General features: G+C 37.3%; 22 protein-coding genes, 3 tRNA genes and 5 pseudogenes. 10 read left to right on the top strand and 20 right to left on the bottom strand.

Annotation, left to right across the window (positions count from 1 at the left end; translation table 11 throughout):
- Positions 1-157: 157 nt before the first annotated feature.
- The 10 genes from rplL to infA form a co-directional block, all read right to left on the bottom strand.
- Positions 158-577, bottom strand: coding sequence for a 50S ribosomal protein L7/L12 (gene rplL, locus RHABOEDO_RS04635; RefSeq protein WP_245397569.1), 420 nt, complete (start codon positions 575-577; stop codon positions 158-160).
- 24 nt (positions 578-601) lie between these two features.
- Positions 602-1120, bottom strand: a complete 519-nt coding sequence (rplJ, locus tag RHABOEDO_RS04630) for a 50S ribosomal protein L10 (RefSeq protein WP_215216599.1) — start codon at positions 1118-1120, stop codon at positions 602-604.
- A gap of 1 nt (position 1121) precedes the next feature.
- On the bottom strand, positions 1122-1835 hold the full coding sequence (rplA, locus tag RHABOEDO_RS04625) for a 50S ribosomal protein L1 (RefSeq protein WP_215216598.1): 714 nt from the start codon (positions 1833-1835) through the stop codon (positions 1122-1124).
- Positions 1836-1852: 17 nt separating this feature from the next.
- Positions 1853-2281, bottom strand: coding sequence for a 50S ribosomal protein L11 (rplK, locus tag RHABOEDO_RS04620; protein ID WP_215216597.1), 429 nt, complete (start codon positions 2279-2281; stop codon positions 1853-1855).
- A 17-nt stretch (positions 2282-2298) separates the two neighbouring features.
- A complete protein-coding gene (nusG, locus tag RHABOEDO_RS04615) occupies positions 2299-2847 on the bottom strand; it encodes a transcription termination/antitermination protein NusG (protein ID WP_215216596.1) in 549 nt (182 codons plus the stop codon).
- A gap of 14 nt (positions 2848-2861) precedes the next feature.
- Positions 2862-3128, bottom strand: coding sequence for a preprotein translocase subunit SecE (gene secE / locus RHABOEDO_RS04610; protein WP_215216595.1), 267 nt, complete (start codon positions 3126-3128; stop codon positions 2862-2864).
- Between the two features lie 34 nt (positions 3129-3162).
- A tRNA-Trp gene (locus RHABOEDO_RS04605) sits at positions 3163-3237 on the bottom strand.
- A 57-nt stretch (positions 3238-3294) separates the two neighbouring features.
- Positions 3295-4572, bottom strand: coding sequence for an elongation factor Tu (tuf, locus tag RHABOEDO_RS04600; RefSeq protein ID WP_215216594.1), 1278 nt, complete (start codon positions 4570-4572; stop codon positions 3295-3297).
- A 53-nt stretch (positions 4573-4625) separates the two neighbouring features.
- Positions 4626-4697 (bottom strand) — tRNA-Thr (locus RHABOEDO_RS04595).
- A 142-nt stretch (positions 4698-4839) separates the two neighbouring features.
- Entirely contained in the window at positions 4840-5058 is a 219-nt protein-coding gene (infA, locus tag RHABOEDO_RS04590) for a translation initiation factor IF-1 (RefSeq protein WP_215216593.1), read from the bottom strand.
- Between the two features lie 217 nt (positions 5059-5275).
- Between infA and RHABOEDO_RS04585 the strand changes: the two genes are divergently transcribed.
- Positions 5276-5728, top strand: a complete 453-nt coding sequence (locus tag RHABOEDO_RS04585) for a SufE family protein (RefSeq protein WP_215216592.1) — start codon at positions 5276-5278, stop codon at positions 5726-5728.
- Positions 5729-5781: 53 nt separating this feature from the next.
- Entirely contained in the window at positions 5782-6642 is an 861-nt protein-coding gene (locus RHABOEDO_RS04580) for a hypothetical protein (protein WP_215216591.1), read from the top strand.
- Here RHABOEDO_RS04580 and RHABOEDO_RS04575 read toward each other — a convergent pair.
- The 5 genes and pseudogenes from RHABOEDO_RS04575 to RHABOEDO_RS04555 form a co-directional block, all read right to left on the bottom strand.
- Positions 6614-6934, bottom strand: a pseudogene (locus RHABOEDO_RS04575) (transposase); the annotation flags it as partial. The gene RHABOEDO_RS04580 and the pseudogene RHABOEDO_RS04575 overlap by 29 nt on opposite strands.
- A gap of 235 nt (positions 6935-7169) precedes the next feature.
- Positions 7170-8393, bottom strand: coding sequence for an amino acid permease (locus tag RHABOEDO_RS04570; RefSeq protein ID WP_215216590.1), 1224 nt, complete (start codon positions 8391-8393; stop codon positions 7170-7172).
- Positions 8394-8454: 61 nt separating this feature from the next.
- The gene (locus RHABOEDO_RS04565) at positions 8455-10179 is read right to left on the bottom strand and encodes a HEAT repeat domain-containing protein (protein ID WP_220017820.1); all 1725 of its coding nucleotides are present in this window, start codon (positions 10177-10179) and stop codon (positions 8455-8457) included.
- The gene (locus RHABOEDO_RS04560) at positions 10179-10514 is read right to left on the bottom strand and encodes an HIT domain-containing protein (RefSeq protein WP_215216588.1); all 336 of its coding nucleotides are present in this window, start codon (positions 10512-10514) and stop codon (positions 10179-10181) included. The genes RHABOEDO_RS04565 and RHABOEDO_RS04560 overlap by 1 nt, the downstream gene beginning before the upstream one ends.
- On the bottom strand, positions 10495-11376 hold the full coding sequence (locus RHABOEDO_RS04555) for an MYG1 family protein (RefSeq protein ID WP_215216587.1): 882 nt from the start codon (positions 11374-11376) through the stop codon (positions 10495-10497). Before RHABOEDO_RS04555 ends, RHABOEDO_RS04560 begins: the two co-directional genes overlap by 20 nt.
- A 129-nt stretch (positions 11377-11505) precedes the next feature.
- On the opposite strand from RHABOEDO_RS04555, the gene RHABOEDO_RS04550 reads away from it, so the two are divergent.
- On the top strand, positions 11506-13626 hold the full coding sequence (locus RHABOEDO_RS04550; protein ID WP_215216586.1) for an LOG family protein: 2121 nt from the start codon (positions 11506-11508) through the stop codon (positions 13624-13626).
- On the opposite strand, the gene RHABOEDO_RS04545 is transcribed toward RHABOEDO_RS04550, so the two are convergent.
- Entirely contained in the window at positions 13623-14837 is a 1215-nt protein-coding gene (locus RHABOEDO_RS04545; RefSeq protein WP_215216585.1) for a DUF1207 domain-containing protein, read from the bottom strand. The two genes, RHABOEDO_RS04550 and RHABOEDO_RS04545, sit on opposite strands and share 4 nt — an antisense overlap.
- A gap of 159 nt (positions 14838-14996) precedes the next feature.
- Here RHABOEDO_RS04545 and RHABOEDO_RS04540 point away from each other — a divergent pair.
- From RHABOEDO_RS04540 to RHABOEDO_RS10770, 4 genes and pseudogenes are all read left to right on the top strand, one after another.
- Positions 14997-15070: transfer RNA gene (locus RHABOEDO_RS04540), tRNA-Ile, on the top strand.
- A 159-nt stretch (positions 15071-15229) separates the two neighbouring features.
- Positions 15230-15499, top strand: coding sequence for a hypothetical protein (locus RHABOEDO_RS04535; protein WP_215216584.1), 270 nt, complete (start codon positions 15230-15232; stop codon positions 15497-15499).
- Between the two features lie 234 nt (positions 15500-15733).
- Positions 15734-16006, top strand: a pseudogene (locus RHABOEDO_RS04530) (transposase); the annotation flags it as partial.
- A pseudogene (locus RHABOEDO_RS10770) lies at positions 15996-16566 on the top strand (transposase family protein); the annotation flags it as partial. The pseudogenes RHABOEDO_RS04530 and RHABOEDO_RS10770, both read left to right, overlap by 11 nt.
- Before the next feature lie 254 nt (positions 16567-16820).
- On the opposite strand, the gene RHABOEDO_RS04515 reads toward RHABOEDO_RS10770, so the two are convergent.
- Positions 16821-18335, bottom strand: a complete 1515-nt coding sequence (locus tag RHABOEDO_RS04515) for a ubiquitin carboxyl-terminal hydrolase family protein (protein WP_215217750.1) — start codon at positions 18333-18335, stop codon at positions 16821-16823.
- A gap of 86 nt (positions 18336-18421) precedes the next feature.
- Between RHABOEDO_RS04515 and RHABOEDO_RS11720 the strand changes: the two are divergent.
- A pseudogene (locus tag RHABOEDO_RS11720) lies at positions 18422-19407 on the top strand (IS30 family transposase).
- A gap of 258 nt (positions 19408-19665) precedes the next feature.
- On the opposite strand, the gene RHABOEDO_RS04500 reads toward RHABOEDO_RS11720, so the two are convergent.
- The 3 genes and pseudogenes from RHABOEDO_RS04500 to RHABOEDO_RS11440 form a co-directional block, all read right to left on the bottom strand.
- Entirely contained in the window at positions 19666-19833 is a 168-nt protein-coding gene (locus RHABOEDO_RS04500) for a hypothetical protein (RefSeq protein WP_220017815.1), read from the bottom strand.
- A 55-nt stretch (positions 19834-19888) separates the two neighbouring features.
- Positions 19889-20773 carry a peptide deformylase gene (def, locus tag RHABOEDO_RS04495; protein ID WP_245397568.1) on the bottom strand — a complete coding sequence of 295 codons (885 nt, stop codon included), beginning with the start codon at positions 20771-20773 and terminating at the stop codon, positions 19889-19891.
- 39 nt (positions 20774-20812) lie between these two features.
- Positions 20813-20884, bottom strand: a pseudogene (locus tag RHABOEDO_RS11440) (SEC-C metal-binding domain-containing protein); the annotation flags it as partial.
- Between the two features lie 129 nt (positions 20885-21013).
- Here RHABOEDO_RS11440 and RHABOEDO_RS04490 point away from each other — a divergent pair.
- On the top strand, positions 21014-21436 hold the full coding sequence (locus tag RHABOEDO_RS04490) for a hypothetical protein (RefSeq protein WP_215217573.1): 423 nt from the start codon (positions 21014-21016) through the stop codon (positions 21434-21436).
- Positions 21437-21524: 88 nt separating this feature from the next.
- Complete coding sequence (locus RHABOEDO_RS04485) at positions 21525-22295, top strand: nucleoside phosphorylase (RefSeq protein ID WP_215217574.1); 771 nt, start codon at positions 21525-21527, stop codon at positions 22293-22295.
- Positions 22296-22361: the final 66 nt, after the last annotated feature.

Here is a 22361-nt window from a genome sequence, read left to right as displayed (position 1 = left end):
AAACGGCTCCTACTCTTTGTCTGTTAGAATGAGGTAAGAATTCTCTATTATTTTCATAACCTCTTTAAGTTATGAAATACTAAAACTTTAACTAAACCAAAAAAAAACACAAGTAGAAGTCATAAAATAACCTCTACTTGCTCTTAAGAAAACCTAATTAAAGACCTTTTACTTTAATCTCTCCACCTGCTTCTTTAAACTTAGCGCAGATTTCATCAGCTTCTTGTTTAGAACAAGATGCTTTTATTATGCCTGGAGTTGTCGCAGAAGCATCTTCCATAAACTTTTGTGATTCTTTTAAACCAAGTCCTGTAGTTTCACGGATCGCTTTAATCTGGCTTATCTTTTTTTTAGGATCTGGATCTGCGCTTATTAAGGACACCTCAAATTCGGTAGATTCAACAGTGGTCTCTGCAGCTGGGGCGGCAGCTTGGGTCGCTATCATCATAGGAGCAGCAGCAGCTGCTTTTACACCCCATTTATCTTCAAGAGCCGTTTTTAGCTTAGCCATATCTAAAACGCTTAAGTGACTTAAAGAGTCAACTAATTCTTCAATATTTTTTTGTTGGGTACTCACGATCAACCTCTTCTTGTTTTAAATTTACGAGTTTTCTTGTTGGCTTTTGTTATCCAAACAGTACATGACACTAGTAAGTAAAGACTGCACAACCGATAGTACTTGCGCTATTGGGGCCTCAAGCACGCTTAAGAGTTGCGCTTGCATCTCTTCTTTGTTTGGTAGCTGCGAAATCTGCTTTACATCTGCTGCAGAACAAATTTCTCCTTCAAAACATCCACCAACAACCTCTACATTTTTTTCATTGTCTTGACAAAATTTATAAATTACCTTCGTAGCTGGAATCGGATCTTGGCTTGCAAAAACAACCGCAATGTGCCCTTGCATGTCAAATGTATTTAAAGTGATTCCAGCACTTTTCGCTGCTTTAAGGAGTATTCTCTTTTTAACAACTTCTAATTCTGCACCCGTTTGCTCTAAACTCGCACGAAGATCTGCAGAAACATTAGGCTCAAGGGATTGGTATTGCGCTAGCACAAGAGCCTTGGAACCATCAATTTTTTCTTTAATCTCATTGAGAAGTAATTGCTTTTCTTGTCTCATGCTATTGTCCCTTTGTTCCCTGTAGTCCTGCAATTACGCTTAAGTCAACTTTTAATCCAGGTCCCATCGTAGACGACAATACGATAGATTGAATGTATTGTCCTTTAGCGCTAGATGGCTTAGCTCTAACAATCGCGTTTAAAAAAGCAGTAATATTTTCTATAAGATTTTCTGGTGAAAAAGAAAGTTTTCCAATCAGAGTGTTAATCACACCTTGTTTGTCTGTTCTAAATTCAATTCTACCCATTTTCACTTGTTTGCAAACGCTTGCGACATCATTAGTGACAGTTCCTGCCTTAGGAGTAGGCATTAGCCCTCTTGGGCCTAAAATCTTTGCATATCTTCCTAAATCACGCATCATGTCAGGTGTTGCTATAACAACATCAAATGAGGTCCAGCCTTTTTTGATTTTTTCAAATAACTCCTCGTTCCCAGCATAATCTGCGCCAGCATCAAGAGCTTCTTGTATTTTTTCGCCTTTAGCAAAAACAACAAGAATGGTTTGTTTTCCAGTTCCATTCGGTAATGAAACGGTTCCACGAACCTGTTGATCTGGTTTCTGGGCATCGATGCTTGTTTTAAGCGATAACTCTACCGACTGGTCAAATTTAACCGGAGGACAGTTTTTTAAAATTTCGATAGCTTGCGCTAGATCATACTTTTCATGAGGCTTGATTTTGCTGGCTATCTCCCGAAATCTTTTGCTTCGATGCATTTTTATTCCTTCAAAGTTTATATAATATCTATTCCCATAGAACGCGCTGTACCTTCTACAAGCCTACAAGCCGCTTCATCTGTTCGAGCACGCATATCAGAACGTTTGTTTTTGGCGATTTTCATCACCTGCTCTTTATTGAGCTTTCCCACCTTGTCGCGGTTTGGTACTTTAGAGCCTTTTTCTATTCCCGCTTCTTTAAGAATCATTCTTGGAGTAGGAGGTTGCTTTGTAATAAACGTAAATGTTTTATCTTGAAAAACAGAAATTTCAACAGGCAAAATATCGCCAGCCTTATCCTGTGTCTTTGCATTGAATTCCTTGCAAAAAGCCATAATATTTACTCCGGCACCCCCAAGAGCGGGTCCTATAGGAGGGGCAGGATTAGCTTTACCAGCTGGAATCTGCAGTTTAATTTTTTTTAAAAGCTTTAGTTTTTTTGCCATTCTTCATTCCTTGAATACTAGTTTACTTCAGATTCAGTAGGCAGTTGTTCTACTTGCCAAAATTCTAAATCATCAACGCGAGTGTCTCTTCCAAAAATGGAAACCATAACGCTTAAGCGCCCCTTCTCGTGGAAGACCTCTATTACTTTTCCGGTAAAATTGATAAATACACCGTCTGTAATTTTTACCTGATCTCCAATAGTAATATTGTGTTTCTGAACAACCCCTTTTTTCTTTTCTTCGAGATCTTTTAAAATATCATTAACTTCTTCTTGCGATAATGGATTAGGTTTGTCTCCACCTAAAAAACCTAAAAAGCCGTTTGTTTTACTTACATACTGCCAAGAATCATCTGTTAAAATCATTTTTACAAGTATATAGCCAGGCCATAACTTTTTTTCGCTAATCTTTTGTTGACCATTCTTAACCTCAGCCACGTTTTCAGTCGGAACGAGAACTTCTTCAAGAATCTCATCCATTCCGCTTGCAATACGCTTTTCTTCTAGAGATTTTTTGATCTTTTTTTCTTGACCAGAGACAACTTGTATGACGTACCATTTATGCATGAAGCCTCATTACTTTAACCAAGTAGTTTATGTGTTACATATGAAATAAAATTCAAGCCACCCTTTACAAGAAGATCCACAAAATAAATCCCTACTCCACAAACAAAGGTTACCGCAATGACAACCTTGGTAGACAAAATAAGTTCTTCCTTTGTCGTCCAACTCACCTTTTTAAGCTCAGCTTTTATTCCTTGGATGTAACTTAAAGTAGGCTTTTTCTTAAGGGCTGATTGCACATGCAAATCTGAAGGCAATCTTGTTGGATTTAGTTTGGTGTCCATAGCACACATAAAAGCACCTTAATTTATATTGTATCGAGTGCGGAGGGATTTGAACCCCCGACCGGCGACTTTGGAGATCGCTGCTCTAGCCAGGCTGAGCTACACACCCCTGACAGCAAAATAGCGAGCTCTTAAAAGAACTCGCTTACATTTTTCTAAAACACCACTATTTCAAAATCTTAGTAATGGTTCCTGCGCCAATTGTTTTACCGCCTTCACGAATAGCAAAACGCATTCCTTCTTCCATGGCAACGGATTGAATTAACTCTACTGTTAAAGTTACATTATCGCCTGGCATAACCATTTCTGTTCCTTCTGGAAGGGCAACAGCTCCGGTTACATCGGTCGTACGCAAGAAGAACTGAGGACGATATTTGCTAAAGAAGGGCTTATGACGACCTCCTTCTTCTTTTTTTAATACGTATACAGTTCCTTCAAATTTGCTATGAGGCTTACAAGAGTTAGGAGCAGCAAGTACCATACCACGCTCAACGTCTTTCTTTTCAACACCACGCAACAAAACACCTACATTTTCTCCAGCTTCTGCTTTATCTAAAACTTTTAAAAACATCTCAAGGCTAGTAGCCACAGTCTCACGAGTATCTTTTATCCCCACTATTTGCAATTTATCATTGGGCTTAATTACACCTCTTTCGACTCTACCTGTAGCAACAGTTCCGCGTCCTGAAATAGAGAATACATCTTCAATAGGTAATAGGAAAGGCTTCTCTATATCTCGTTTTGGAGTGGGGATGCTTTCATCGACAGCATTCATTAGGCGTTCTATACATTCTGTTGCAGACTCAAGCTCTTTGCCAGCTTCTACAGACTCTTCCTCTAAAGATCTTTTAGAGCGCCCTCCTGAACTCTTTGCAAGCTCCTCTTCCTCTAAAGATTTAGCATGATTCTCCAAAGCTTTAAGAGCAGATCCTCGTACAATGGGAACATTCTTATAACCTTGCTTCTCCAATAGCTCTTGTAGCTCCATTTCGACGAGATCAACAAGGTCCTCTTCTCCTTTCATCATATCCATTTTATTCAAGAATACTACGATAGCAGGCACACCTACTTGGCGAGCTAATAGAATATGCTCTTTTGTCTGAGGCATTGCTCCATCAGTTGCAGCTACAACAAGAATAGCTCCATCCATTTGAGCTGCTCCTGTAATCATATTTTTAACGTAATCTGCATGTCCTGGGCAGTCTACGTGAGCATAGTGACGTTTTTCTGTTTCGTATTCTACGTGAGAAGAGTTAATGGTGATTCCACGCGCTTTTTCTTCAGGGCTATTATCAATAGATGCATAATCACGAAACTTTGCACCCCCTTTTTGCGCAAGAATCTTGGTGATTGCTGCTGTTAGTGTGGTTTTGCCATGGTCAACGTGACCAATTGTCCCAATATTGACGTGGGGCTTATTTCTTTGAAACGCTTCTTTGGCCATCAGATCCTCCGTTAGGCTCCTGTATGCATATGTTGCTTATATTTCTAATTTTTTGCCCAGAATAGGAATTGAACCTACGACCTTTTGCTTACCATGCAAATGCTCTACCACTGAGCTACCTGGGCCCTAATAGAGCAAGATTTTTAAGCTTTAATAATAAAACCTTTTGCTTGCTCCTTATAAAGAGACTTCTTTCTAAGTCGAAAGCAACAAAGTTTATTCCTTAAGACAAATAAATTCAATACCTACGTAAAAAAACCGGTTTTCTTATCGCTTCCTATATAAGATACGCCCTTTGCTCAAATCATAAAGGGACATTTCAACCGTAACAATATCTCCTACAAAAACGCGAATGTTGCACTCACGCATTTTTCCGCAAAGATGAGCTAAAACACGCTGCCCGTTTTCTAAAATAACAGAAAAAGTCATATTGGGAAGAAGCTCTTCTACCGTGCCATCAATTTTAATCTTGTCTTCTTTTGGCATAAAAAATAACGCGCTTGTTTTAAAATGTAATATATTCTGTTTTAGGTGTTTTAAAAAAATTATCTACACTGAATTCAGCTTTAAAATAGCCGCTATTAGTAATAAACAAGAGATTTTACCTAAATGCGGAATTCATCAAACACGATTTACTGCAAATTGTCAATGGGAATTATTACTTTCTTGACTTAAGATTTTCAATTAGGTTATCCTTGCCTGTATGAATATAGATTTAACCCATACTTTTGAAAGTTGCCTTCGCAAGCAAATCCTTATAAAAAAAACTTTTGAATCCTGTATAGTCCCCGAAGAGATCTATCAAAAAATTATTGAATTAGGAAAAAATTTGCCTCCTTACCCTTTCTTAGACAAAACCCCTGAATACTTGGTCAAAGGGTGTCAAAGCACTATGTATCTTCGCTCCTATCTTAAAGAAACAAAAATGCATTTTGAAGTATATTCCGAAGCGCTTATTTCAGCAGGACTTGCCGCTCTTTTGCTTTCTGTCTACCAAGGAGAAATCCCAGAAGTAATCCTAAAATGCCCCCCTTTATTTTTAGAAGAGATCGGCCTTTATACAGCCCTATCTCCTAGTAGATCAAGTGGTCTTTCCAATTTATTTTTACACATGAAACAAGAATCTTTAAAAGCTTTAACTAAAAATGTAAATTAATTTAACTGTTTACTCTAAAATTATTTTAACATACAATTTTAGTTATTTAATTTATGACTATTACTTCTTCAAACTTTCCCAATCACCCTGTGCTTCTTCATCTTAAAGAAGAATTACACAAAAGCCCTGCTGATTTTGAAAATAAAAAAAAGTTATATTATGTAGCTACGGTTATATCAAGCTTAGTTGCAACGGCTTTTTTCCTAAGCTTTATCCCTCTTCAAACAATGATGCTGCCCTTTTGGTTATCAATAGCAGGAGCTATTACTACTCAGTTCTCTGGAATGTTCTTTCTTAAAACAGCTAGCGATATGATTCAAAATGCAGAAGAAATGGGAAAAGTTGCTAATGACTTGAGAGAAATGCAAAACACATACCAAAGAGATCAAAAAACTTCCTTTTCTGAGCCTGAAAAAGTCATAATGTCTCATGCCTCACTTGTTGAGAAAAAATACATCGAAGCAGAAGCACGCCTACAAGAGCTAATACACACGAATCTTTCAAGTCCCAAATCCAGATTAGAAGAAATTATTCAATTTCAACACCAAATATTGCTCTTAAAAATAGATCTATGCTTCAAGGTTGCTCTATTTGATACGGTTGCTGCAGGTAATCTCAGTTGCCTTAGAGAAAAAAAAGATTTATTAATCATCTCTGATCAAGACCCTTTGAAAAGAAATCAAATCCAGGGATTAAATGAAATTTTACATAATAAACTTACAATAGAGCCTTTGATTCGTTTTAGAAATACTTTTGACACTCTTTCTGGAAGCTCTACAAATCTTATTGATGATTACCCAGAAACCCTTTATCATGATGCGGTGGCAAACATAACGCCTGAAGCTTTAGTAAGGCATATATTTACTTTTATGAATGGGCCTCACTTTAAAATCTTTTCAAAAGTAGAGCAATAAAAGCAAGAACCACCATATTTAAGCTTGTATGTAGTTTTCTTTCGCAATTTTTCCATAGCCTGTGACATTTTTCTATCCACGCAAAAAAACGCTCTACAACCCATCTTTTGGGAATACATGAGGAAGCCCTTGGGTATCGACTGCTATATGTCTTTTTATTCCTGATATTTTTTTCCCTGCATCATATCCTTATCTTCTCCGCGGTATCAGTATTTTTAACACTTTGAGCATCAATAATTACAAAGCTTGTTTTCTCTTTCCGACCACTGCTTTTTCTGACCTCGCCAATCAATATGGCCTTCATTTATCTCTAGATATTATTTTTGAAGAGGATAAACATCGCTATCAAGATAAAATAGGCGCTGCAAATCTGTCTTTGCTAAGGAAAGTCGCACTTGCGGTATTAGCCAAGGACACATCACTTAAGTGTGGAAAACCCGCTAGGCAAATGCGAGCTGCTACGTCTACTAAGATACAGAGACCATTTAGTCAAAAATTGCTTTTAATGGTCGGTCACCTGGGGCCTCTTACTTTATCAATTTAATCCATTGAATAACTAGAACGTAACTAGAACAGAAAAATATAGCTACTAACAACCCTTTGCCTCCAGTTACTTGATAAATACTGGTTAAACTCTTACGATAACGGCCCATCCACACCATTAAGGCGGGGATAATTCCGCTAAGCAAAGCATCGCCAAAGCCCCCAGAAACCTCTAGAGCTAACACAAAAGCATTGGGAAAAGCTGCTGCAAAAAAGATTACAGGAAGAACAATTAGCGCCCCAATAGAGAGCTTATGAGAGATCCATTGTTGCAATTTCAAACCATCTTTTAAGAAATCAAATAACCCAAGAGCTATACCTAAATAAGAAGTCACTAAAGCAAAAAAGGCAAAGCTCTCTGCTAAAGTGATAAAATAGGAATTAGAAACAATAGCATAGAGAGCTTCTGTAGCTGATTGCCCTTTAGCAAAAGCCTCTTGCAACCCGCCAGATCCCACTAAGGGCACACTACCAAGAACAATCCACTGCCAAATAGCATAAGCACAAAAAGGAATCGTTGTCCCTAAAAGGATCGCAAAACGCAAACTCTTGGGATCTCGATGCAGGTAGGGGGTAAGTGTAGGGATGATCATTTGATAACTGAAAGTGGCTAAAAGTAGAGGAAAAGCCATGCCTAAAGAAGACCACTGTTGTTGGATCAAACGATGAATGCTTACTTCTTTAAACCCAAAACCAACTAGCCCTACGTAAGATAGAATCATACCAGCCATTAGCAAAACATTTATTCTACTAATTTTTTTAGTACCTAAATAAATCAAAACTCCAAACAGCAACCCAAACAATACACAACCAGAGCCATAAGTCATGCTAGTACTAAAAAAAATCTTTATACATCTGATTAAAATGACTGCTCCTCCGCTATTATAGGCAATTAAAGAGGCATAAGCCATGAATAAATAAAGAGTTACACAGAGCCATTTACCCATTTTTCCTAATAAGTGCGAGGCCATAGTCATTATGTGAGCACCCTTTGGCATCCAAAGATTTGCCTCTACAAGCAATAACCCCGATATCATCATAAAAACCCAAGTCAAAGCCATAGCTAGCAAAGAAGGAAAAAAACCCATTTGAGAGGTTTCCACAGGCAAAGCTAACATTCCTCCACCTACACAAGTTCCGGAAATTAAAAAAGCAGCTGACAGCAAGCGTCCTTTAGACGCAGAATAAGAAGATGTAGTTATAGTCATAAAATAAAATGAGATAAAATTAGATCTAATGTAATGCTTTATACTAAACAAAGCAAATAAATTAGCGGTATAAACACTGAATGAGCGCAGATGCTGCAACAATACGTAAAGTCTGAAAAGGCTCTTTTAAAATCTCTAATAGAAAAGGAATAGAACTAGCATCTCCAATCTGCGCAAGAGCTTCTAAAATAGTGATTTTTATTCTTTGATCTGCATTTGGGTAAACCTTTTGCAAAACATCTACAGCTACTGGATCGCGATACATAAGTCCTAAAACCAAAGCCGCCTGCATACGCACTTTTTCATCTGGATCATCGAGTAGAGAACTTACAAGCTCACCTGCTTTTTCATCCCCTTCTTGCAGTAAAACTGCTGCTGCAGCGGTAAGATTCCAATCTTTTTTTCGCAAGAAATCTTTTGTTAGTTGCAGTGCTTTTGGGTACTGAACAAAGTGCAAAACCGATAAGACATCTAGCCGCGTCAGTTGATCCACTATCTGAGGGTAATTAGGAATGGTTTCTATATATGTCACATCGCTTGGAACAATCGGAGAAAATAAGCAATGGGTTTGTTTATCCCACATCCACAGACCTGATTCTTGAGACATAATAGAAAAAATTGTATCAGAGGCAATAGCAGTGTGTGCACGCTGGCCAATTAAACCTATACATAAATTCAAACGTGCATAAGGATCTTTTACTTTATGGATACTTTTAAAAGCTAAATCTACGCCAAATCGTCCGCTTGCAGCAACAGCTGCTGCTGCCAAACGCTGCCACTTAAGGTTCTCTGATTGCAACCAATAATTAAGAGTGATCTCGCCCGTTTTTTCTTGATTGATTAATAATAGATATCCCGCGGTAATGGCTACAAGTGGAGAAGAGTCTTTTACACAAATCTCTACTAGATTATGAATAGATTTTTTTTCAATGCATTTGACACGTAGAAGCGCTAGAGCATTCAATGCTGATATACGCACTTCTGCTGAAGAATCGTGTAATAACTGCAATAAAAGATCACTATCTTGAGCTCTTTCAAAATGAGCAATGATTTCTGCTCCCAATTGACGCAAAAGCGATCTGGATTGCGTAATTAAGTTTTCTAATTTTTGCCGACTGATTTGATTGGACATGTCTACTACAGCCATCATAGCCGCTGTTTTTTCTTCCGGTAAGCTACAAGGGTCTTCAATAATTGCTTGCAAGGGCTCTATAAGCTCATATATGCGTAAAGCTCCAATAGCTCGAATAGCTTCTAATCGCACATACCAAATTTTTTCCCGTTTAAGCAGAGCTATTAACTCTTCTTTAAAAACCTCATCTTTGAACTGGGTGCACAGCTTAATAGCACTAGAGCGTAGTAGAGCATTAGAATCTCTCATACCTTTGAGCAACATGGGAATGGCTTTAGAATCTTTTGTTAAAGCAGCTCCAATCAAAGTATTAAAGCGCACAGAAATCTGCGTTGCGGATTGCCCTTTGTTAAGAGCGCTCCAACTGAGCATTTCGATCAAATGTCGCTCTTTCTTATAATCTTGCACGGAAGGGCAAAGATAACACCATTGATCCCACGCTTGCATCTCGCTACCAAATTGACACAAAGCATAAAGTAGAGCTTTGTGTAAAATGAGAGAGTTAGGAAAGGATTCTATGGCTTTTTTGGCCTCTTGAATTGCCTGTAGATCATCCCCTATCAATAAATGGGAGTAAATGCGCTTCTCTAGTTTTCCTTCTGTAAGAGCAAAAGACACAGAAGAAAATAGAAGAAAGGAAATGAAATAGCGCATCATGCCAGAAGACTCAATCTTCTTCCTCCAATTAAATGAAAGTGAAGATGAAAAATGGTTTGACCAGCTCTTTCTCCATTATTTGTCAAAAATCGATATCCTTCCTCTATATGATATTTTTTAGCTAAGCCCTGTGCCACAGAGAAAATTTCCTGAATTAAAGGCCAGTCCCCCGAAGCTATCGATTGAAAATTGGGGATTTCTTTTTTGGGCATAATCAGAATGTGAATAGGAGCTACAGGATGCAAGTCTTCAATGGCTAAGATACGTTCGTTTTCAAATACAACCGTTGCGGGCAGCTCTTTCCGAATGATTCTAGCAAATATTGTGCTCATAACAAGACCGTTTTAATATATATTCCAATGCTTTAAAAGCATCCTCTTTAGTCTCCCAAACGGAAATAAACCTTCCCTTGTGACAAAAAATAGCCCCTGAAATAGCAGACGCTTTTTTTAAATCCTCTTCTAAAAGACCAGCCCATTCTTCTGGAAGTGGAAGCCGCACCTGCATACGTTTTTCCATACAAGGAGGAATACCTCGCAATTTCCAATGTCCAAGAGAAGGCATAATCACAAAGAGTGCAGGATGTTTTTCTCCTCCTAGCTCAAAAAAAGATTCCATCCAAGGCATTGCTTCTTCGAAAAAAAGATACTTTTGATTGAGCGTCATCGCCTGAGCTACTTTCTCACGACATGTCTGGATATAGCAAAATCTTTCTAGAATCCGCTTTAAATGCCCTTTTACAAAGGTAAATGCTTCATGAAAAGCAAGGTCTTGTACATGAGCATCGTAAACAACTGGCACAAAATTGCTAATTACTTGAGAAAAATTACAAACACCAAACTCTGGGGTTATTCTGCCATTGTCATGCGCATCTACTCCTGCTATTAAAGAGCTATTTAAAAAATCATAGACCGCTCTATCTAGTTTTTTTTGATCTAACAAATACAGCAAAACCATTCCCGCACTACTCAACTCTCCTTTGTAATCTATTTGATGATGATCAAAGCGCTTGGAAGAAGGATCGTATATACCCCCCACATCACAGACGTATTCACACAAAGCCAGTTTTTGTAGATTGCGAGTGCGGACAATCTTGGCCCCATCTGCCAAGTCAAATAGAACAAGCAAAGCACAAGCGGTTACCTCATCAGCATGAAAGGCCCCATCATGAATTCCAATACTTTTTTTAATCATATAAGCATCAATAAAGCAAATTCTAAATGTATCATTAACAAAATTAATTCTCAAGAACTGCAAAAGAGCTACCTATTAAAGCCTAAAATCTGCTTCACTAAAAAAAGAAAAGCATGAGGCTCTTTTTTCATGGAAAGTTATCTTTTAGCACATCATTACGACCTTATTACTCCAGATGGTCTAGTAACAAAAATGGATAGACCCTTTTCAGAACTGCTTAATGTAGAAATCCAGATCCAAAATATTTCTCCTGCATTTGTAGGATTTCGGATTGACCCTGTTCATATTACCTTTAATCTAAAAAGCACGTTAGCACAGTTGGGGCTTAATGCTGTTTTACAAGAAATAGATCTAAAGGAAAAAAATGCTTTTGCTATGGCAAAAGTGCAATTACAAGCCTATGGAAAAATTGCCCTTGCTTTGTTTGATTTTATCCAGCAAGGATCCTATATTGGGAAACTATTCGCTGCTGATCCCAGACGAAAGGTACGCGATCCTGATTACCTGATGCGTATGTTTGAACGCAGCGATCGTAAAGGGAGACCTTTACTCTCTTTAGCTGGTCACAAAGGAAGAGATGAGCTGCTATTAGAAAAAATTGATGGGCGTACAGTTGCCTTTTTACCACTGCAAAATGGCATTCTTAGTTACGATGAAAAAGCGATTTTAGGGCTACTTCCCACTTTATCCAAAGCTCTTATACATCCTTCTTTTCGCTTGCGAACACTCATCCAGCTTGATCAAACTTGGATAGCTGGCACCAAACGACAAGTACAAGAAAATCAAATTCTACTGGTTCGAACAGCTCCTCTTCACATACGTACGGCATTTGGCAAGGTGGTAAACGAATTTTTACCTAAAGCAGTTACACACACAACTGCAGATGTTCTAGAGCCAGATACAACAGCATCTGGCGATGTATACGAGTTATTCGGTTCTTCTCAAGAAGATGTATCGATTATCCCCATTGAATTTTACACTTTAGAGCCACACCGCGAACATGTGTTTTTTACCGATCGCGACCAGTTACAAAATTGCTTAGAAGATTCTTCTAAACTTTTTCAAGCTTTTGAAACCGCGCCTACCCCTTCTTACCACCGAACTGCTGTTTTTATCGTTAAAGGGGAACAGTTATTAAATCTAAAACCCAAAAATTGGATTGTAAGAGATACTCATAAAACCCCCTTTCCAGGACTTTTTCATCCCTCTGAACAGGCCCTTTTAGTGCAGAACTACATTGAACAACAGGCCTGTTATCTCTTTTTAAAATATATTGAAGATGGCTTAATTACCAGCCAGGGCATTTTGCTAACCCGCTACTTCCCCTCTCCTCTAATGAAAAGAATGCTTTTAAGCAACTCTGTTCAACGTTGCTTAAAAGGCATATTCTTTAAAACACCTTCTTTAGCTTATGGGAATTTCTTTTCTCATGAAGATAGATCTCTCTTGCTTGACCTTGCCAGTTTTGGTATTCCGGTCTATTGGGTAGATGACACGACAAATAAAGTACTACAATATACCCCAAAACCAGGAAAAGATTCAGGTATGTTCGTTCCCGGACCGCTTGTTGATGCATTTATTAGATCTACAACATTTGGCATATATGGATCTACTCTAATTACCGGTATTTTTGAAGAAGAGTTAACCGCTTTATTAAAAGGTTTAATACAGATGCGCTCTTTTCTAAATCATCCTCTTTTAAATGAGAATACTCCTATTGCTTTAGTAACCGGAGGAGGACCTGGCATTATGGAAGTGGGAAATAGAGTAGCTGAACGGATTGGTGTTTTATCCTGCGCAAATCTTGTAGACTTTCGCAACAGCAATAATCTCAATATTCAAGAGCAAAAACAAAATGCCTATGTTAAAGCAAAAATGACTTATCGCTTAGATCATCTTGTAGAAAGACAAGCGGAATTTAATTTAGATTTTCCGATTATCTTACCAGGAGGATTTGGAACCGATTTTGAACAGTGTTTAGAAGAAGTAAGAAGAAAAGTGGGCTCTATCGCACCCACGCCTGTTCTTTTATTTGGAGACTCTCATTTCTGGCAGCAAAAAATCACCTCTCGCTTCCAATCAAATCTAAAACTAGGAACTATTAAAGAATCTGAATGGGTCAGCAATTGCTTTTACTGCATACAAAATGCTACTCAAGGACTTAAAATATATGAACAATACTTTTCAGGTACATTGCCTATTGGTTCAGAATATCCACCTAGCCCTGATGGGTTTGTAATCGTGACTTAGAATCCCCAAGAAAGCCCTATCCCACCATATTCTGTGCGTTTTTTAAAAAACTGCCCTTCATAAGAATAGCCATCATGATATTCCACATAAATACGCATTTTACGGCCTACTCCTTGCAACTTACTAATTTCGTATCCTAATTTCATGCTTACATCAAAATTCCAGTCTCTGACTTGCCAGTTTTCTACATGGATAGCAAAAAATGGTGTTCCATATAAACGGTGGTAATACAATTTACTACCAAAAACCCTTAATTCTGCCCCATATTGGACATATAGCGTTTTCATATTAAAAGAGGGATCTCTATGTAAAATAACCCCGGGTCCAAAATAAAGACGTAAATGACTAGAAGCTTGATAGGAGCTGAAAAAGTCAATTGCTTCCATACTAGGATTTCTTCTATGTTTTAAAAACTCAGAATGATTGCATAAAAATTCATCTCCTAAGTGAGAAGAGATATGATATATTCTTAAACGAAAAGACCAGCTGTTCAAAGCATATGTTACAGGAATAGCTATAAGATAATCTGTATTGATTAGCTCACACCACCCTCTACCCTGACCTAAAGAATCAGAATAATTAAATACAGACCAAATACCCGCTTCTATACCGATTTGCAAGTCTCCTTCACAACGAAAGACATTCAGCCAACGAAAAATCGGAAAATCATCCCCTAGAGAAATAGCTGCAACATCGTGACCGATTACTCGGTCTCCCCAACGAACCGCTACGGAGTTAACCGGCTGCCTAGGATCTGCTATCAAAGGGGCAAATAAAACAGTAGATTGAGGAAACCAAATTCCATTTAAACGAGGTTGTTCTACATAGGCTTCTCTAGCTTCTTCCTCTGCTTCTGATAGATCTGCAACCTCTACAGACTCTACACCTGGTAGATCATCTACAAAAGAGATGATACTTTCTGACAAAAGATCATTGTTAGGTAGATTTGCTAAGTAAACTTTATGGTTTTTAACAATCACAACAACTTGATACTCATAATAATGCACATCGATTAATGCTTGAATATATCCTTCTAAATAAGGATCTGTGGCATCAGCAAAAGTATCGATTAATAAGTTATCCGTACGCGTTAAAATATCTGTTCTAATTCTATCTATTTCGATTGTAACCATCTCTTCTTTTTCTTCCGATGCTTGCAGAGAAAAACAAGTCAATGCATAGCTAATCAGTCCCAGCCGCCGTAATTTCATAAATCAAATTATACTCCAAAAGACTTTTGTATATCGAATTTTCTGTTTCTATGCAAACTTCAGATCTTATATTTTAGATAGCCTATCTAGATTTTCCTTGCAAATCCATAAAACCCTTGCAATGTTAGCTGAATTTTGGCTATCATTCAGGCCTTTTTAGGGGCAATAGCTCAGTTGGTTAGAGCAACGGACTCATAACCCGTCGGTCGCAGGTTCAAGTCCTGCTTGCCCCATATCTTCACAAGTATCTGTGAGCAGGTTTTAGCTTGACTTAAGTTCAATGATCCACTCTAATTTTGTTTTGGCGGTGCAATGACGGTGCAACGAAAAACAATCTTTACAAGCACCTCTTCAATTGCTCGAACCAAAACAATAAAAAAGAGGTTTGAGTTATGGCGGTCTATCAAAGAATAAATAAAGACAGCACTAAAGTTTGGCGAGCAGTAATTCGCATAAAAGGCTACCCTACTGTATGCGATCATTTTGAAAGAAAACAGGAAGCACTAGATTGGTCTTACGAAACAACAAGGCAAATCAAGCTGGGGAAATACAATTTTGGAAAACAGAACCACAAGAAAACGGTTGCTGACTTAATTGATTCTTATACACAAGACGGTGCTCTTCATCATCACAAATCAGCTAAAGATACCAAGAGACAGTAACTCCAAAAGTAGAACAAGCAGTTGCTAACAAATGCCCGCAGGTTCCAAGGCAAACAGTACGAGATGTTGTTGGTTTTACTGCAACTCAAGTAAAAAATAAAACTCAAAACGTTGCCAACAAAGTAATTGAATCAGATTGGTGTTATGGGAATGAAGATTCCTGCATTTCGCGTATAGCAAATTATAAGTTTAAATAAATTATATATAGAAGCATTTTCACTACATAAAAACCATTTGTTCGGTGTAAAAAATGTTTTAGCAGATGGAGGATATTCTGGAGAAAAATTTACAAAGAGTGTGCAGGAGATATTAGGATGTATAGTAGAAATAGCCAAAAGAAATACACTTCATACTTTTACAGTTATTCCCAAAAGATGGGTTGTAGAGCGTTCTTTTGCGTGGATAGAAAAATGTCGCAGGCTATGGAAAAATTGCGAAAGAAAACTACATACAAGCCTGAATATGGTGGTTCTTGCTTTTATTGCTCTACTTTTGAAAAGATTTTAAACAGGCTCTAAAGGCGTTAGAAGCAAAAGTAGCTCAAGATCACTTGATCTTTACAGAAGATCAATTAAGAGCGCTTGAAAAAGCTAAAGAAGAAAAAGAAGCGCATGGTGAAATAGAAACACAACACCCTGGCTATCTTGTTGCACAAGATACCTATTATGTAGGCACTATTAAAGGTGTGGGAAGGATCTATCAGCAAACAGTGATTGACACCTATAGTAAAGTTGCTTCTGCTTAAGTTGTATGACAGAAAAAATGCACTAGTAGCAGCAGAAGTATTAAATGATAAAACAATACCCTGGTTTGAAGAACAAGAGTTAAGAGTGTTAAGAATACTTAACCGTAGAGGGACAGAGTACTGTGGGAGTCGGGAATACCATGAATATGAGCTCTATCTTACAATAGAGGATATTGAACATACTCGAACAAAGGCAAGGCATCCTCAAACCAACGGAATCTGTGAGAAGTTTCCTCAGACGATTCAAAATGAATTTTCTGCATCAGCATTTAGGCAAAAAGTGTATCATAGTCTAGAAGAACTGCAAATGGATGTGGATAAAAAGCATCTAGCACAAATGAAAATGCTAGACACATTACACCAAATTGACACTGTCAATGAAGTGCTGTCTGTCAACTCAAGTTCTGTCTAGGACAAGATTCCAAGATGTTGAATTTTAAAACTGCAAGCTCCTCGGTGTTGACTTTTCCAAATGCGATAAAATGTTTTTATCCATAAAATTCAAAAATTGTTTAATCGACACTTCAAATTTTTCAGATCTTGATTTAAAAAATGCGCTTTTTCTGGAATGTGTTATTAGAGATACCCATTTTCATGCTTTTGAAATATCATGTAGTTGGCAGGATGCTTAAAAAAATTGCTTTCTATAGGTACTTGTTGTGTTTGACCGTCATTGCAGTAGAACCAATTGTTTTCTTTCCAAACTACAGAAGTCCAGTGAACCTGGTGATGATTTTGTGAAAACCCGACCAATTTGTACTCGCAATTTTCTGAAGGCTCTTTGAATAAAGGAGCAAAATTAATAACATGATCCTGCTCGGGGTTTACAACGTGATTATTTACCTCGACAACTAATATTTCAGGTACAGGGCCAACAATTTTCTGCATTTCTTTAAAACGAAAAAATAATATCTCGCTTTGAGAATGAGAATCTTCTACTCGCCATTCACCCTCTTGGTCGAGAGCTGCTTGATATCCATTCACGATTTCTTGAAGCGAATCACCAGGCAACTGTAAATAAAAAACTCCCTGGGGAGTTGTTTCTTCTGTTTTTCTAGCCTCTATGGACGTTCCATCATTCATTACAGGCGTTCTTGTTATTTCTAACTGGAAACCCTTACCTAAAATATGAAGGATCAATTCAAAAAATTGCCCTGCATCTTGAAACCCTCTTTCTTGGTCTTGGTCTCTGCTGTTAGTGAATCCACCTTGTGATAGTCCTGCTTCGAAAATTTCTTTGCGTAAATTTCCAACCTTATGACCCAGATTTGCTGCATTATCTTTATTTGTCCAGCTTTCAAAAAAATCTTTAAAAGAAGCGAGAATGTTTTTACGCGCTTCAAAACTGTCTTCTGGTTCGGGGGCTACACTATTTGGAATTAATTGTTTAAAATTTCCTATAGCCAGAAGAGGTTGAAGGGCAGAATTCATATAGCAGGTATTACCTACATTTTCCAAACCCCTAGGGGTTTTATTTTGTATTTTCTCCTGAAGAGCACTTAAGGATTCTGTTGTCTGATCAATCAATTCAGAAATAAAGTTTTTTAAGTTCTCTTTTTTTTCTTGATATTCTGTATGCTCACTTTCTGTTTCAGCTAATAAAGCATGAAAAGATCCTTTGATTGTCTGAAATTCTGCTATCAAAAATGATAGCCCTTGGGTGCTATTCCATTTCTCGTCATCGATAGCCTTGTTATAAGAAAAAAGAAAGTGACGCCAGAAGCTTACTTTCTTTACAAGAGAATAATTTTTTTGTCTAACTATGGATTCATATTTATCTTTCGATACAATATGAAATTTATGGGTAAGCCTAAAGGAGGCCTTTGCTACAAGCATTAGCAAAGGGATGATCACAATCATGTAAGAGATAACTTTGATAGCACCAAGAATAACTTGTTTAACTTTGCCTTGGTCTTGATCTTTTATAATTCTTACAGCCTGGCTACCATTTAAAATTTCTCTAGGGATAACAACTACAGATCTGCCGCTGAGATAAAAATAATTATCAACCCCTTCCTGAATATATTGCTTAATTGTTTTTGGTTCTTCGAAGCGAACGGGTGTAAAAAAATCTGGCCTGATGGCTGTCATGCTAAATTTCCCTAACTTTATTTTCATTAAAAGAAGATGAAAGAATCTCTATTGTGATTTTTAACAATCAAACACAAAAAGAGACCTTGCCTAAAGGCTACCATCACCTAACCTATGACCAAGAGATATCAGATTTATATTTTACAAGCTAGAGGAGATACATCTAGCTTAATAGTAACCATTCTAAAAGTTCATCATAGCACTATTAGTAGGGAACTTAAGAGAAATAAAGGGCAACGAGGATACCGTCATCAGCAAGCTCAAGAAAAAGCATTTCTTAGAAAAAATTCTCAGCCCAATAAAAAAATGACTCCTCAAATAGTTACCCGTATTGAAGAAAAAATCAAGTTGCAATAAAGCCCTATACAAATATCCGGATGGATTAAAAGACATGGTAAAGAACATGTTAGTCATGAGACCATCTATAATCATATCTGGAAAGATAAACGACAGGGAGGACAGCTTTTATAGAGAGCTGCGTCATCGAGGGAAAAAATATAACAAGCAGAGAAAGGGAACTTCTGGAAGAGGGAACATCCCTGGTCGTATAGATATTAAGCAACGACCTTGTATTTTAGAAAAAAAGACTCGTTTAGGAGACTGGGAACTAGATACAGTCATAGGGGCAGGACATAAAGGCGTAATTGTATCAATGGTAGAAAGAACTTCCAAGCTAAATTAAGCTCGCCAAAGTTTCTCATAAAACTGCAGAGGAAGTAAGTCAAGCGTTAATTGAACAACTTAAACCTATCAAAGATTTTGTACACACATTAACAGCAGACAACGGAAAAGAATTTGCCTATCACCAAATGGTTAGTTTCGAGCTAGAGTCAGACTTTCTACTTTGCAACGCCCTACCATTCTTGGGAAAGAGGCTTAAATGAGCATACAAACGGACTAGTTAGGCAATATTTTCCTAAAACACAAAGCTTTTTAGATACGACTTCCAAGGATATGGAAAGGGTGGAAACTTATACTAAATAACAGACCTAGAAAGGCTCTCAACTTCAAAACTCCACTAGAAGTGTTTAGGAGATTATCTACAAACATGCTATGCTCGGGTGCACAATAGATGTTTTTTCAAGTATTTATATGTTCTTTTTTGTGCACTTCGAGGTTGAAAGGGCCATATTAATAAAAACCGTTATCTGGTAATCTGCACTTGGTAATGGAATATAATTGTGATTTTCCAAACCCACAGTCTCATGCATATCTTCCAAAAACGAAGGGATTTTAGCTACGAGCTGTTCTTTTGTTAGTACATATTTTATAAAGGAATCAAGACAAGAAGCGCCACAGCATATATTAACAATAGCTTGCTGCGTGATTGCTAAAGCACCAGCAAAAAGTCCCATACAGGGTAAAAATTAGTGAGTACAGTTGGAGATTTTGCATTTACAATTTGTGCAAACCTTTCATAGGTACAATAACCAAGAGCCATTCCTGCAACTCTAACGGGAATTGTTTGAATAAAAGTGTTAGAAATAACCAAGCTCATTATTTTCTCTTTGAAATTCTTGCGTGTAATTATAGAGAACCCATAAAAAAGCGTATTACAACATAAAGCTATTATGTATGCGTTTTTTTAAGTTTTCTAAAAAAGGAGTAAGCTTTTCAGCTTCTTGTTGACTTAGTCGGTCAATAAATAAGATGCCATTGATATGATCATTTTCATGCAGAATGACTCTAGCTTCCCAACCAAAAAACCGCTGTGTAATGATTTTTCTCTCTATATTCATATACTCAACTGTTATTTCTTGAGCTCTTTCTACATCTGCATAAATATTTGGAATCGATAGACATCCTTCAGATTTTTTCCATTTCTTTTTACTAGGGGAAGATATTTTGGGATTGATAAATACTTTTACCTCGCCCCATTTTATTTTGTTTTTATCTAGCTCTTTATTGGTAGGCTCTCTGATCATAAAGAGCCTAATTGAATGATGAACTTGAGGAGCGGCAAGACCTATCCCATTGCAAGCATCCATTGTCTCTTTCATCTCTTCGATGAGCTTTTTTACATCTTCTGTAATGGCTGTAATTGGTTCGGCCTTTTTTCGGAGAATAGGGTCATCATAATAGGCAAGAGGCAATACCTTTAATGGTTCTGTAGTCATTAAACTAGGGACATGCCCTTTGCAAAGCTGTCCGTTTTTATACAGCCACCGATCTTTGATTTTTTCAAAGTAGCTTCTCTCTGTAAATGTAGCATCTTGGTCATTTTGAGACATATGTGCTACAAAAGTTACAGTAGCCACCCTTTCCTTTTCTTTAAAAGAAAGCACCTCTAATCGATTAAACTGAAAGGTTTTGGAAAAATGGGAGATTTCTTTTGCCCATTTTTCATGATCATCGTCATATTGTGGACTCGCAGGATGGGTGGTTTTAATAATATAAGAGCTTAAATCAAGTGCATAGGCTGCATAGCGAGCACGCATAAGCATCAAGGCGTTCTTTACCAAAGCACCATTGTGAAGAGGCCTACAACATGTTTGATAAGATAAACCACTAGCGCAGGGACAGAGTTCTACATTATCTTTTCTAATCATATTAGGTTCTAAATAAGTCATAAACTAATTTTTTATAGAATAGAAACTATTCCAGATTTTTTTTTTTGGTACAACTCATTTTTTGCAGTAAATTACATAAGATGATAATAAAATAAATAAAGGGATTCAATGCAAACTAGGACTTTTTCTCAAAGAAATCTAATTATTGGTGTTTTAAGTGGAATTTTTGCAGGAATACTTCTTGCCTTTGCTTTGCTTCATTTCGATTCTATTCTAGTTATTGGGGAGCTAGTTGGCTTATCTAACATCTTTAGCAGTTTATTCTTCTATTTGTTTTTAACAGCTATTTTAGGAGCTATATTTGCTGTAGCTGTTTGTAAAATCTCCAAAAAGCCCATAGGAGCCATTATTTGGGGACCTTTATATGGAGTGCTTTTATGGGTAATCAACCTTATAATGCTTATGGCTAAAATGAAAACCGAGTGTCCTTCTGAAGTATATCTCTTTATAAGGCCGCTTTTACTATTGGGGTATGTGGTTTTTGGAATAATTTTAGGATTAATCTATGGATGGTTAAAAAACCAAAAGTAAATAAAATTTACTTTAATTAAATGAATTTATTCATATTTTATTTTGATTTGTGTTATCATTTCTATAATTTAAAAAGGTCTAAAAAAATATGTTACCTCAATTGCATGAAAAATATAACCATCCTTCTTTAATCACCCCAGCTAAATGGCTGGAATACAATCGTCAAAAAGGATTGCTGCCTACAATTAGCTCCCCTCAAGCCATTATTTTTTGTTCTCATGGGCGTTTTTTAGAAACCATCTTACAAAAATACAAACATAAAAGTTACGAGGGTTGTTTTAAAAAGGTTTTCTTTCTAGATGACTTTCCTTCACTTGCCATTGCTTATTTAGGAACCGGCGCCCCTGCTGCTGCCCATCAAATGGAAGCACTCATTGCTTGGGGGGTCACCCGTTTCGTTTGTATAGGTACAGCTGGTACGCTTCATGATAAAGTAGGCATTGGTGATATTGTGCTTTTCGAAAAAGCCGTTCGCGATGAAGGAACCTCCTATCATTACATAGAAGCTAGCAAATATATCCATGCCCCTCGCCGTATGACTAATCTCTTAACCGACTTATTAAAACAAGCAAATACTTCTCATCACATTGGCAGCACCTGGACAACAGATGGTTTCTATAGACAAACCTCATTGGAAATCCAGCATTTTCAACAAGAAGGAGTGTTAACTGTTGAAATGGAAACAGCTGCTTTATTTGCTATAGCTCATGTTCATCAAATCGATTTAGGGGCAATGGTTGTAATCAGCGACTCTCACACTCAGCTAGAGTGGGAGCCTCATTTGGAAGATGAAAAAGTAGAAAATAGCTTGCACTCTCTATTTGAGACCGCTCTGAGAGCTGCTACTTCTGATTTTTAGTGATAATTCACTTGCTTTTTGTGCATAGATCTTTTACTTAAGAAATTAGACCTAAGGAATAAGAAC

This window comes from Candidatus Rhabdochlamydia oedothoracis (assembly GCF_019453995.1).
GTDB classification, from domain to species: Bacteria; Chlamydiota; Chlamydiia; order Chlamydiales; family Rhabdochlamydiaceae; genus Rhabdochlamydia; species Rhabdochlamydia oedothoracis.
This window is presented reverse-complemented; position numbering and strand designations above follow the sequence as displayed.

Coding starts and splice junctions, on each gene's coding strand:
- RHABOEDO_RS04560 (WP_215216588.1), bottom strand. CDS start 10,514: ATGAGCACAATATTTGCTAGAATCATTCGGAAAGAGCTGCCCGCAACG.
- RHABOEDO_RS04515 (WP_215217750.1), bottom strand. CDS start 18,335: ATGACAGCCATCAGGCCAGATTTTTTTACACCCGTTCGCTTCGAAGAA.
- secE (WP_215216595.1), bottom strand. CDS start 3,128: ATGGACACCAAACTAAATCCAACAAGATTGCCTTCAGATTTGCATGTG.
- def (WP_245397568.1), bottom strand. CDS start 20,773: ATGCGTGCTCGCTATGCAGCCTATGCACTTGATTTAAGCTCTTATATT.
- infA (WP_215216593.1), bottom strand. CDS start 5,058: ATGCCAAAAGAAGACAAGATTAAAATTGATGGCACGGTAGAAGAGCTT.
- RHABOEDO_RS04585 (WP_215216592.1), top strand. CDS start 5,276: ATGAATATAGATTTAACCCATACTTTTGAAAGTTGCCTTCGCAAGCAA.
- rplJ (WP_215216599.1), bottom strand. CDS start 1,120: ATGAGACAAGAAAAGCAATTACTTCTCAATGAGATTAAAGAAAAAATT.
- RHABOEDO_RS04555 (WP_215216587.1), bottom strand. CDS start 11,376: ATGATTAAAAAAAGTATTGGAATTCATGATGGGGCCTTTCATGCTGAT.
- RHABOEDO_RS04490 (WP_215217573.1), top strand. CDS start 21,014: ATGCAAACTAGGACTTTTTCTCAAAGAAATCTAATTATTGGTGTTTTA.
- RHABOEDO_RS04500 (WP_220017815.1), bottom strand. CDS start 19,833: ATGAGCTTGGTTATTTCTAACACTTTTATTCAAACAATTCCCGTTAGA.
- rplK (WP_215216597.1), bottom strand. CDS start 2,281: ATGGCAAAAAAACTAAAGCTTTTAAAAAAAATTAAACTGCAGATTCCA.
- tuf (WP_215216594.1), bottom strand. CDS start 4,572: ATGGCCAAAGAAGCGTTTCAAAGAAATAAGCCCCACGTCAATATTGGG.
- rplA (WP_215216598.1), bottom strand. CDS start 1,835: ATGCATCGAAGCAAAAGATTTCGGGAGATAGCCAGCAAAATCAAGCCT.
- RHABOEDO_RS04580 (WP_215216591.1), top strand. CDS start 5,782: ATGACTATTACTTCTTCAAACTTTCCCAATCACCCTGTGCTTCTTCAT.
- nusG (WP_215216596.1), bottom strand. CDS start 2,847: ATGCATAAATGGTACGTCATACAAGTTGTCTCTGGTCAAGAAAAAAAG.
- RHABOEDO_RS04535 (WP_215216584.1), top strand. CDS start 15,230: ATGGCGGTCTATCAAAGAATAAATAAAGACAGCACTAAAGTTTGGCGA.
- RHABOEDO_RS04545 (WP_215216585.1), bottom strand. CDS start 14,837: ATGAAATTACGGCGGCTGGGACTGATTAGCTATGCATTGACTTGTTTT.
- RHABOEDO_RS04550 (WP_215216586.1), top strand. CDS start 11,506: ATGGAAAGTTATCTTTTAGCACATCATTACGACCTTATTACTCCAGAT.
- RHABOEDO_RS04570 (WP_215216590.1), bottom strand. CDS start 8,393: ATGACTATAACTACATCTTCTTATTCTGCGTCTAAAGGACGCTTGCTG.
- RHABOEDO_RS04485 (WP_215217574.1), top strand. CDS start 21,525: ATGTTACCTCAATTGCATGAAAAATATAACCATCCTTCTTTAATCACC.
- RHABOEDO_RS04565 (WP_220017820.1), bottom strand. CDS start 10,179: ATGCGCTATTTCATTTCCTTTCTTCTATTTTCTTCTGTGTCTTTTGCT.